The 10,488-nt window shown below is 37.9% G+C and carries 12 protein-coding genes; 2 read left to right on the top strand and 10 right to left on the bottom strand.

Annotated elements, in window-relative coordinates; genetic code table 11:
- Window positions 1-216: 216 nt before the first annotated feature.
- The 8 genes from KDU71_RS22325 to nusB form a co-directional block, all read right to left on the bottom strand.
- Complete coding sequence (locus tag KDU71_RS22325) at window positions 217-942, bottom strand: hypothetical protein (RefSeq protein WP_212193348.1); 726 nt, start codon at window positions 940-942, stop codon at window positions 217-219.
- A 117-nt stretch (window positions 943-1,059) separates the two neighbouring features.
- Window positions 1,060-1,479 (bottom strand): DUF5606 family protein, encoded by a 420-nt coding sequence (locus KDU71_RS22320; RefSeq protein WP_212193347.1) that lies wholly within the window; start codon window positions 1,477-1,479, stop codon window positions 1,060-1,062.
- A 76-nt stretch (window positions 1,480-1,555) separates the two neighbouring features.
- Window positions 1,556-2,284, bottom strand: coding sequence for a TerB family tellurite resistance protein (locus KDU71_RS22315; protein ID WP_212193346.1), 729 nt, complete (start codon window positions 2,282-2,284; stop codon window positions 1,556-1,558).
- Window positions 2,284-2,859, bottom strand: a complete 576-nt coding sequence (gene coaE / locus KDU71_RS22310) for a dephospho-CoA kinase (RefSeq protein WP_212193345.1) — start codon at window positions 2,857-2,859, stop codon at window positions 2,284-2,286. Before coaE ends, KDU71_RS22315 begins: the two co-directional genes overlap by 1 nt.
- Entirely contained in the window at window positions 2,856-3,875 is a 1,020-nt protein-coding gene (locus tag KDU71_RS22305; RefSeq protein WP_212193344.1) for a CdaR family protein, read from the bottom strand. The genes coaE and KDU71_RS22305 overlap by 4 nt, the downstream gene beginning before the upstream one ends.
- A gap of 72 nt (window positions 3,876-3,947) precedes the next feature.
- Window positions 3,948-4,274: a preprotein translocase subunit YajC gene (gene yajC, locus KDU71_RS22300; RefSeq protein WP_212193343.1), complete on the bottom strand. Its 327-nt coding sequence runs from the start codon at window positions 4,272-4,274 to the stop codon at window positions 3,948-3,950.
- A 21-nt stretch (window positions 4,275-4,295) separates the two neighbouring features.
- Window positions 4,296-4,691, bottom strand: coding sequence for a DUF1573 domain-containing protein (locus tag KDU71_RS22295; RefSeq protein ID WP_212193342.1), 396 nt, complete (start codon window positions 4,689-4,691; stop codon window positions 4,296-4,298).
- A gap of 6 nt (window positions 4,692-4,697) precedes the next feature.
- Window positions 4,698-5,597, bottom strand: coding sequence for a transcription antitermination factor NusB (gene nusB, locus KDU71_RS22290; RefSeq protein ID WP_244828662.1), 900 nt, complete (start codon window positions 5,595-5,597; stop codon window positions 4,698-4,700).
- Between the two features lie 441 nt (window positions 5,598-6,038).
- On the opposite strand from nusB, the gene KDU71_RS22285 reads away from it, so the two are divergent.
- Window positions 6,039-6,398, top strand: coding sequence for a DUF3276 family protein (locus KDU71_RS22285; RefSeq protein ID WP_212193340.1), 360 nt, complete (start codon window positions 6,039-6,041; stop codon window positions 6,396-6,398).
- Between the two features lie 73 nt (window positions 6,399-6,471).
- Here KDU71_RS22285 and KDU71_RS22280 read toward each other — a convergent pair whose 3' ends face one another.
- Both KDU71_RS22280 and KDU71_RS22275 read right to left on the bottom strand, forming a co-directional pair.
- Window positions 6,472-6,747 carry a thiamine-binding protein gene (locus KDU71_RS22280; RefSeq protein WP_212193339.1) on the bottom strand — a complete coding sequence of 92 codons (276 nt, stop codon included), beginning with the start codon at window positions 6,745-6,747 and terminating at the stop codon, window positions 6,472-6,474.
- Window positions 6,748-6,757: 10 nt separating this feature from the next.
- Entirely contained in the window at window positions 6,758-7,513 is a 756-nt protein-coding gene (locus KDU71_RS22275) for a hypothetical protein (RefSeq protein ID WP_212193338.1), read from the bottom strand.
- A 157-nt stretch (window positions 7,514-7,670) separates the two neighbouring features.
- On the opposite strand from KDU71_RS22275, the gene feoB reads away from it, so the two are divergent.
- Complete coding sequence (gene feoB / locus KDU71_RS22270) at window positions 7,671-10,166, top strand: ferrous iron transport protein B (protein ID WP_212193337.1); 2,496 nt, start codon at window positions 7,671-7,673, stop codon at window positions 10,164-10,166.
- Window positions 10,167-10,488 lie beyond the last annotated feature (322 nt).

Below are 10,488 nucleotides of genomic sequence, written 5' to 3'. Positions count from 1 at the left end.
TATCAATCCTGCTTTTCATGACAACCGTTGTTCTCAAAAGCGGGTGCAAAATAACACAGGATTTTTTTATTATCCAAATGGAAAATCAAGAAAAATGATGGCACACGTGAGGCCTTGATAGCTTAGAGGCTGAATGGATGAGAGTTGGAGAGAATAAAAATTTATAAAAAAAGCTCCCAAATGGGGAGCTTTGATATCATTTATGCCTTTTAGCTATTAAATTCTTGCATCATAAATACGCTCTGCTCCTTCTCCTCCCCATATTTTATTGAAATCACGCGTATCGAATTGCCAACTTAAGGAGATATAGAACATTTGGGTTTTACCATATCGGGAATAATCGTTTAACGGATTATCTCCTTTTTTAAAGTCGTTATTTAAGAAATCATCCAGATAATATTTAAACTTAAGGTTTAAACCACGGGGAAACTGCACACCTGCAAACACTGAAGGAACAAATCGATTGGTGCGATTACTAAACCATTCAGATGTTTTGTGCTTATCTCCATCCATCCAATACTTATACTTATAATGGAATAGCAATTCATATTCGGCACCACCAAATACATAAAAGTGATTGCGGAACGAACCCAGCTTAAGTGCAACAGGCAATCCAAGTGTGTAAGAGCGGTGCTTTTCCTTTTCAACCCCAAGCTCAAGCGCATCATCTTCTGTGATGAACCCAATATTACGAATGGCTAAGCCTGAATAGAGACCTAGGGCGTCGGTAAAGTTAAGATGCACATATTGCCCAACATGGAAAAAAGCTGAAAAACGAGGTATGCTTGATACATTATCCATGGCTCCTCCTCCGAGGGGCGCCTGTTCAACATCAGCCCAACTAAAGATCATTTCTCCACTGGTAACTGTATAAACTTGTGTTTGTGCATTTAAGCTTAATGCTGCAATTAATAATGCGATTGATACTATACACTTTCTCATTAATTAAGAATTAGGATTATTAAGAATAACACAAATATAACGATAAACACTTAATCATCAAGATCAAAAAAAGGGCGTCCATAACGGGCACCCTAATATCTTTGATTAGTGTTAATATTAATCTTCTGCAGCTTCCTCGCCTTCTTCTTCAACAGCATTTGGATCGAATAGCTCCGTCTCCATCAGCAGATTATACCAGCCAAGTACTTTTTTGATATCAGAGACATATACGCGATCCTTATCATACAATGGCAACACCTCTTCGAAATAGTTTTTCAGCTCATTAGAAGAACTTTTTGGCGAAATGGCCATTCCTCCATTTTCCTTTTCGTATATAGCTTTGAAAACATCAAACAGCTTAACATCCTCGTCTTCAGTGTAGATAGAAATATCCTCCAGCGCACTGATACGAGACGTAGCGTATGCCGGCATTTTCTTTCCATCAATCAACGACTCAACAATAATTGAGTTTTTAGCTTGCGACACCAGCTTGAAAAGTCCTCTTTGTCCTGAAATCGCTAATATTCCTTTCAACATATGTTTACTTTTTATTTTTCTGCAAAAATAGAATTATACAGGCTTTGACCAAAAGATTTTAACTCTGGAGAAAGAATTATTTAATCCCCCGTTCCTTTTTTATTTGCTCGTAAGCCTCATTAATTTTTTGAAATTTCCTTTCGGCATCCTTGCGAATATCATCGCCCAGATGCGCTACTTTATCAGGGTGAAAACGAACAGCCATCTTCTTATATGCCTTCTTAATGACCTCATTCGATGCATTTTCATCCACTTCCAATACTTTATAGGCAGCTGATGAATCCTTAACGTACATCGAGGCAATAGATGTCATATCAGCACTTGATATCCCAAGGCCATAAGCTATTTGCTGCAGATAATTTTTCTCTTCACTCGAAAGATGACCATCTGCCAGAGCTATTCCATATAGTAAGTGCATCAATTGCACTTTAGACGCATAATTAATATTGACACGCGCCTGGTGCACCACTTCATCTACTGGAATATTCTGATTTAGTATATCTCTTAGCATCAACAAGGCCTTTCCTGCCTCCTTTTCACCAAAGGTGGCTACCAGGCTTCTCTTTACAAAATCCAACTCAGAACGCACCACTTTACCATCAGCCTTCATCACAGCAGCCACCAAGACCAACAGTGTTGCCAAAAAGCCACTTCTTGCCTGTTGATGAGGAGATTGTTTACTTCCTTTAATAAATGTTGACTGCTCTTCTGACAAATGCCCCAAGACTAAACCCATGATGGCACCAATGGGGCCCAATGTCCACCATCCGATACTGGCACCAAGGAAAGAACCTAATATTCCCATTATAAACTTTTTAAAACATTCAACACCTGAGGAATAACCAAGCTTTGACCATCACAATCAATCACAAAATCGGCTAGTTTTATCTTTGCTTCATCTGTCCACTGGCTATTCATTCGTTCAATAACTTTTTGCTCTGACAACCCATCACGTCGCATAACTCGTTGCAAACGCAAATGCTGCGGAGCTGTTACCAATATTGTTTTATCGAATTTAATGTAACTACCATTTTCAAATAATATAGCCGCCTCCTGAAATACAATATTATGGTCGTTATGCATATCACACCATTGTTCAAAGTGATTGGCAACAGCCGGATGCACGATGCGATTTAGCTGATTAAGTATTAATTTGTCATTAAATACTACACTTCCTACATACGCTCGATTATAGCCTTCAGCATTGTAGGCCTTCTCTCCTAAAAGCTCTATAATCTGTTGCTTTACTCTCTCATTATGGTTAATAAGCTTCTTGGCCTCAACATCTGCTTCATAAACCGGAAAGCCTAGCGAAAGGAATAAACGAGCCACTGTTGTTTTTCCGCTACCAATGCCTCCGGTAATACCTATCTTTATCATTCTTCAGTTTTCCTTTCCAGTAAATACTCCACAAATAGTGGCTGATAACTCATATTCTGAGCATTGCCGGGGTAATCACTAACTCTCACTTTAAGGCGCCGAGGCGGTTGTTTTAAATCAATACTGGAGAAATCAATGGATACATTAAAATCTCCTGCCAGATATAGCGGACGACTCAAACCCAGATGATACGAAATATTCACCTCAGAAGGAAATGTCTTAAGCTGCAAACTATCAGGCAGATTCAATGCTCTAATTGGCACCATTACATTGGCTTCAGTAAATGGCTCAACTGGTAGCGTAACCACCACTCTTTTAGCACTCAACTCAAGGTTATCTGACTTTTCAAGTGCTACATTTCGCACAATTGTATCGGCCAGTTTTTCAAACTTCAAAGGCCGCGTTTGAATGTATTCGATGGAATCTAATACCTGAGCAGCACCTGATACTGTAATTGAATCGGGCTGAACAGCTATTGGGCCAGATAACTGGCATTGCTGGGCAAAACTGTAATCAGCAACCACCTTTACCGGAAGTATTTTCGATTGCTTTTTTAACAACGGTATGAATAAAGTATCAGGCGTAATGCTCACAAGCTCAATACCCACCACCAATTCATCTTCAATAAGTTTAAAATAGTCGTTTGAGTTAATATAGGCACCGGTAACACCATCCAGACTTATACGCCTCAATCCGGATATATCAACCCCTTTAGCTGAAACCTTATGGCGAGTGAGATAATTTAATATTTTAAAACCTCCTCCTTTTATTTTCAGGTTAAGCTCTCGTCTGGCACTACCATTGATTATTTCATCCTCACCAATATTAACAAACTTGATTGGATAGCTCACTTCGGTAGTGTAATTATCTTTCTGCAAAGCATTTAACACCCAGAAACAGGCTGACAGAAATAGAAAAACCAAGAAAATAAGCGCATTTTTATCATCGCGTACTTCCTTGGTTTTACCGATTATTTGTTGTAAATATTTTGTTAACAGTGCTTTTATGTTTTCCATAGTTTAATGATCAGACTCCCAAAAATAATCAATCTTTATCAGAATACTAAAAACACGCAGCACCCAAATGTTTTACTTATTGGCAGCTACATCTGACATATCCATAACGATGGCTGACTTATCCATCTTCACTTTCACACCATCAGCTATTTCCACCGTTACGAACTGGTCTTTTACCTCGGCCACTTTTCCATAAATACCTCCAGTTGTAATAACCTTATCACCTTTTTTCAGTGCTTCACGATACTTACGTAACTCTTTCTGACGCTTCATCTGTGGACGAATCATAAAAAAGTAAAAAACGATAATAATCAACACAAAAGGTGCAAATGACATTAAAGGATTACCTCCTTCGGCCGCCTGTGGAGGCATACTTAAAAAAACATTTAAAAAGCTCATAATTCTTCTATTTCTTATTTTCTATTTAATACTTGCCCAAACCAGCAACTCATGCTTTTGGATTGAATCATTGGCCATTACTACCACTTGTTTAACCTGCCTTCCGGTCCAACCTTTGGTGTCGAAAATTACTTCAACAAACACTGTATCTTTCGGCTCAATAGGTTTTTTTTGAAACATTGCATCGGTGCAGCCACAACCATGCTCTACGTTCTGAATAACAACAGGGTAAGCGCCTTCATTAATTACTGCAAACCGGTGTCCAACAATATCTCCATGTTTTAGTTCGCCGAAATTATAAGTCAGCTCTACAAATCTCAGCCTACCTTTTCCTTCCGAGGTGATCGATGATTTTTGCTTTTTACCAACACAACCAAAAACCAGAATAACAAGAAGCAAGAATGTGCCTGCCTTCATTTCCTATTAATTAGCCTTACCGGGTTTATTAATGACTTTTTCAGCAATAAGATGCTCGGTTATTTTATCCAGAACACCATTAATAAATACACCACTTTTGTTAGTAGAGTAGTATTTGGCTATTTCGATATATTCGTTCAGCGATACATTTATTGGAATATTCTTAAATTCTGTAATCTCAGCAAGAGCTACCTGCATGATGACCAAATCTAAATAGGCAACACGATCAAAATCCCAGTTTTTGGTAAACTTCTTGATTAACTCCATGTTATCCTTATGGTTTACCAAGGTTTTACGACAAAGGCGCTGCACGAAATCACGATCTTCATCATCTTTAAACTCCGGCAGTAGTGGTTCCTTCTCAGCATTCTCCTCGCTGAACCCTTTGATAGTCTTCACTACCATAGAAATAACAAATTCCACTTCATCATTCCAATACACACTCTGCTCTTCAAAAATTGAATACAAACTTTCGAAAGGTGCAATTACCTTCTCCAGAAGTTTGGCAATAAACTTCTTATCAGCATCATAATCACCCGCCTCAGTTGCCATATATTCAGTATACAACTCCGACTCAGTAACGATATTGAAAAGTCCTTTAATGGTTTCGGGATGATTGACCCAAGGTGTTCCATTTTTGCTGTTGTAGGCAAGCAGTGACTCATTATTAGCTAGCTGCACCATAAATCCATTCTCTACAAAGCGCAAATTGGGATTCAGATCTTCTTCGGATGGACGTTTCTTTTGTTTGCGCAGTTCAATCCTGTTTTCTGCAAAATTCTTCAGTTCGAGCAACAACAGCAAAAACGCATGGTACATTTCATGAGACTTAGCTATGCTATGAAATAACTCATTTTCGGTTTGTTGTATCGACACTTCACCCTTTTGGTAATGTGCGTAAGCCATCTGCACAACTTTAACTCTTAACAATCTTCTACTTAACATCCTTAAAGAACTTTTTTACTATATAATAAATGCAAAAGTAGCTTTTTTTTTATTTGCATCAAGCGCTTTTAACAAGTCTTCGATATAACTTCATACACCTTTAATACAACTAACTCAGATAAAGCATAGTTCCATTGAATCTGACCATGAATTTCTGTTTTAAGCAGCCAGAATGCTTTGAATACTATTTTAGCCTATGCAATACCTAAAAGATACCATACAAGATTATATTAAATATCTGAACCTCTCCATATTAGCATTAATATTAAAGCGTTAGTCGTTTGTAAGACTTGTTTATTTGTTTAAAAAACATAAAAAAATTGTAAAGATTTTATTGGTTAATAGGGAAATATTTATCATTTTTGAGGCATACAAGCTGTTTCCAAAACAATAAAGAAAACGATGGAAGGATTTGAAAAAAACGATGGATTTGAAAAGAATGATAGAGATGAGATCTTTTCAAAAGCGATAAGAGCAGGAAAAAGAACTTACTTTTTCGATGTAAAAGCTACCCGAAAAAATGATTATTACCTGACAATTACAGAAAGTAAAAAACGTTTTGATCAAGATGGAAAATACCATTTTGAGAAACACAAAATCTTTCTTTACAAAGAAGACTTTGAAAAATTTGTGAACGGACTTGAAGAGACAATTGGTTTCATTAAACAAAATCAACAGGCTGACTCTAATGAAGAATTAATAGAAGAAGGTGTTGCTACAGCAGAGTATACCAATGTTGAGTTTGAAGACTTGCACGAATAAATTTATAGGATTATAATTCAAAAAGGTTGCTGATCAGGCAACCTTTTTTTGTATTATAAATACCTTAAACCATCTATTCATACTTGGCCATCTTATCTGCAATTGTCACATGGCCTGTATGGTCAGATTGAATTTTTAAATTACAAAGCAGCTTTTGCGCCCCGCTGATAAAACAAGCCTCCTGGACCTTTTCAACCAATGCCATTACATCGCCATAACTTCCTTCAATAACAGTTTCAAAGGGGGTAACCTTGTATTTCAGCCCTGAGTTCTCAATCACCTTAATGGCCGCATCAACCAGGTCATACATATCGTGATTATCAGACATTGGCAAAACTTGCACTGCCACATTAACTGTTTTATTCCTCAATTCCATTTTTATTTATATTCTGATTAGATTGTTGCTGATCAATCAGCTTTTCAATTTCTCCCAATGATAGCTTTTTTACATTAGTAACCAAAAGCGATGGACTTAAAAAATCGCCCAACTCGTTGCATTGCTTAATAATTTTAGCAAGCATGTTTTTCAGTCCACAATCCAAAGGCACCAATGCCTGAATGGTCATATAATAACCGCAAAACTCCAGTTCCTCAATCTCAGCACTGTTTTTTCTAAAAGCATATTCCACCTCTCCCTTTACTAATTGCTCTTGGTATTGCGAGAAAACTTGTTGCTCATTGGTAAAAAGCACAACAAAATAACGCAGCTTATTGCCTTTACCGCCTAATCCGGTTGAAATAAATAATGGTTTCTCATCGAGCAGTGTACTTTGCAAAAGCATTTTACTTTCCTGGTAAGCTAGTATCGACCAATCAACCAAAGCCTTATCAGGGTTGGCCTTATAGGCTTCCAGCATTCTGTAGGCCTCCACCTCATTCACAGAAGCTAACTGACACATTAATAACTTCTTTTCCTCAAGTGAATAATCCGGGTCAAACAGCTTTTCCTTTTGCGTAAGCACTTGTTCCTTGTCCAGTTCTTTCTTCTGCTGTTTACTTTCCTTGAAATATTGCAACTGCAACTGAACATCAATTTTCTCCTCAAGTATCGCAATATTTCCAGCATACTTTTCCAACAACTTCTGCATATCTACATCTCTCAAGAGTTTGTCCATACCAACTAAACGCAATTTCAGTTAAAAAGTTATACACAGTCAAGCAATATTTATTTTGTCCACACTGTAAAATCACTACTTTTAGGTATTGTAACATAAGGTTGACAAATATACTTTTGTAGGATCTTATTAATGGGCATAGTCAATCTAAGTTTTCATGAATTTATCTGAGTTAAGCAACGGTAATGAAGGTGTCATTGTTAAAGTAAAAGGGCATGGCGCTTTTCGCAAACGCATTACCGAGATGGGATTTATTAAAGGGAAGAAAGTTACGGTTGTAAAAAACGCACCTCTCAAAGACCCAATTGAATACCAAATACTTGATTATAAGGTTTCTTTACGACGAAGTGAAGCTAAACTCATTGAAGTTGTCACGGTTGAAGAAGCGAAGAATATTGCCGATTTAAGCTATCAGGGTACCATTTCAGAAGATATTCTCAAGCAATCTGCCAATAAGAAACACCGCAACATTAATATCGTTTTAGTTGGTAACCCCAACTGTGGCAAAACAACCTTATTTAACTATGCCAGTGGTGCCAAAGAGCATGTAGGTAACTACAGCGGGGTAACAGTTGATGCAAAGGCAGCTACATTCCTGCACAATGGGTATCAATTCAATATTATTGATTTACCGGGCACTTATAGTATCTCAGCCTATTCACCCGAAGAAACATTTGTCCGCGAATACATCACCAATGAAAATCCGGACATAGTTGTAAATGTACTTGATAGCTCTAACCTTGAACGTAATTTATACCTCACCACCCAATTGATAGATCTGGATATAAAAGTGGTTGTGGCCCTAAATATGTTCGATGAGATGCAGCGCAGAGGTGATCGGCTAAATTACGAACAGCTTGGCGCTATGCTGGGTATCCCTTTTGTTCCAACAGTTAGCTCCCGAGGGAAAGGCGTCACTGAACTGTTTGATAAGCTCATCGATGTATATGAAGATAGGGATGAAATAGTGCGTCATATCCATGTTAATTATGGAGAACCAATTGAATCGGCTATTGAAGTACTTGACGGCATGTTTATTAAAGCCGGGGATATTGCCAATCGTATTTCGCCTCGTTATCTGGCGATTAAAGCTCTTGAAAAAGACAAACAGCTGTTTGACTATATGCAATCAAACAGCAATATCTATTCTGATATATTAAAAGAGACCGGCCACCTGACTGATAAAATTGAAAAGCAATCGCAGGAAGATTCTGAAACCATATTTACTGATGCCCGTTACGGCTTTGTTGCCGGTGCTTTAAAAGAAACATTTAAGGAAAACCCTCAAACACGACGACGAAGGACTGATAGCATTGATGCGCTGATTACTCATCGCTTATTTGGCTTCCCCATATTTATTTTCTTTATGTGGTTAATGTTTCAAACCACTTTTAAGCTGGGCGAATACCCAATGACATGGATTGAAGCAGGTGTGGCATACCTGTCTGATTTTGTTAGTAGCGTCATGCCGGATGGCTCATTAAAACACTTGCTGGTAGATGGTGTTATCGGAGGTGTTGGTGGAGTTATCGTATTCCTGCCTAACATACTGATACTCTTCTTCTTTATCTCATTCATGGAAGATACGGGTTATATGGCCCGTGCCGCCTTTATCATGGATAAACTAATGCACAAAATGGGCTTACATGGCAAATCATTCATACCGCTTGTAATGGGTTTTGGTTGTAATGTACCGGCTGTGATGGCCACACGCACCATTGAAAACAGGAATAACCGACTGTTAACCATGCTTATTAATCCATTTATGTCATGTAGCGCCCGTTTACCGGTTTACATTCTTATTATTGGGGCAATATTTCCTGAAAATGCAGGCACCATGCTATTCACCATTTATGGCGTTGGCATTTTACTGGCAGTATTAATTGCACGGTTATTTAAGCGCTTTATTTTTAAACACGATGAAGTACCTTTTGTAATGGAGCTTCCACCCTATCGTATTCCTACGCTTAAAAACACCATCAGACACATGTGGCACAAAGGTGCCGAATACCTCAAAAAAATGGGTGGTATTATCTTAGTGGCATCCATCATCATCTGGTTTTTGAGCTATTACCCACAAAACGTTGATTATTCAGAAGACTTTGACACTAAGATTGAACAACTTAACACCGAATATGCGAGCTTAATAGCTAATAGTTCAGATGAATTAGCTCAGCAGTATGAAGAAGAACTAACAACTAAAACCGATTCCATTGAGCTGATTAAAAATGGTGAACACCAAAGTAACACCTACATTGGCCGACTAGGTAAATCCATCGAACCGGTTATTCAACCATTAGGTTTTAACTGGAAAATGGGCGTTAGCCTTATTACCGGTATTGCGGCTAAAGAAATAGTTATTAGCACTATGGCGGTTATTTATCACAGCGATGAGGATACCGAAGATTCGAAACAGTTAATTACGCAGATAAGAGAAGAAACACATCCGGATGGCCGGCCCGTATTTAACAAGGTTACCGCCTTTGGATTCATGATATTTATACTCATCTACTTCCCTTGTGTAGCGGTAGTGGCAGCCATTCGAAAAGAATCTGGCTCATGGAAATGGGCCTTATTTACCATCTTTTATACCACTGGCTTAGCCTGGGTTTTAGCCTTTGCAGTGAACCAGGTTGGTCATCTATTGTTATAATGTTATGATACAGGATATAGTAACATATTTGATTGTGGCCTGGGCTTTTTATCAAGTTCTAAGTTTTTTTTACCGCCTGATTAAACCGGCTAAAGGAAAAACAGCCTGCGATGCCGGTTCATGTGCCTGCAGTGCTAAAAATGAACTCTTTACCGCTATAAAAAAAGGTAAATATCCTACTCTTATTGAATAGACTGATTCATTTAGGCAATAACATAGCAAATAAGATAAAAAAGAGGGTGTCCAAAAAACGGATGCCCTCTTTTGTATTCATAATCAATAGATTATTGCCTTGATTATTTGGTTAGATGCTTGATGTTTA

This window comes from Carboxylicivirga sediminis, from assembly GCF_018156225.1.
GTDB lineage: Bacteria > Bacteroidota > Bacteroidia > Bacteroidales > Marinilabiliaceae > Carboxylicivirga > Carboxylicivirga sediminis.
Note: the sequence above shows the minus strand (reverse complement) of the source record. Positions and strands in the feature narration are given on the sequence as shown.

Excerpts from the sequence above, each read along its gene's own strand:
- KDU71_RS22325 (WP_212193348.1), bottom strand. The coding sequence starts at position 942 with ATGAGAAAGTGTATAGTATCAATCGCATTATTAATTGCAGCATTAAGC.
- KDU71_RS22320 (WP_212193347.1), bottom strand. The coding sequence starts at position 1,479 with ATGTTGAAAGGAATATTAGCGATTTCAGGACAAAGAGGACTTTTCAAG.
- KDU71_RS22315 (WP_212193346.1), bottom strand. The coding sequence starts at position 2,284 with ATGGGAATATTAGGTTCTTTCCTTGGTGCCAGTATCGGATGGTGGACA.
- coaE (WP_212193345.1), bottom strand. The coding sequence starts at position 2,859 with ATGATAAAGATAGGTATTACCGGAGGCATTGGTAGCGGAAAAACAACA.
- KDU71_RS22305 (WP_212193344.1), bottom strand. The coding sequence starts at position 3,875 with ATGGAAAACATAAAAGCACTGTTAACAAAATATTTACAACAAATAATC.
- yajC (WP_212193343.1), bottom strand. The coding sequence starts at position 4,274 with ATGAGCTTTTTAAATGTTTTTTTAAGTATGCCTCCACAGGCGGCCGAA.
- KDU71_RS22295 (WP_212193342.1), bottom strand. The coding sequence starts at position 4,691 with ATGAAGGCAGGCACATTCTTGCTTCTTGTTATTCTGGTTTTTGGTTGT.
- nusB (WP_244828662.1), bottom strand. The coding sequence starts at position 5,597 with ATGGCTTACGCACATTACCAAAAGGGTGAAGTGTCGATACAACAAACC.
- KDU71_RS22285 (WP_212193340.1), top strand. The coding sequence starts at position 6,039 with ATGGAAGGATTTGAAAAAAACGATGGATTTGAAAAGAATGATAGAGAT.
- KDU71_RS22275 (WP_212193338.1), bottom strand. The coding sequence starts at position 7,513 with ATGGACAAACTCTTGAGAGATGTAGATATGCAGAAGTTGTTGGAAAAG.
- feoB (WP_212193337.1), top strand. The coding sequence starts at position 7,671 with ATGAATTTATCTGAGTTAAGCAACGGTAATGAAGGTGTCATTGTTAAA.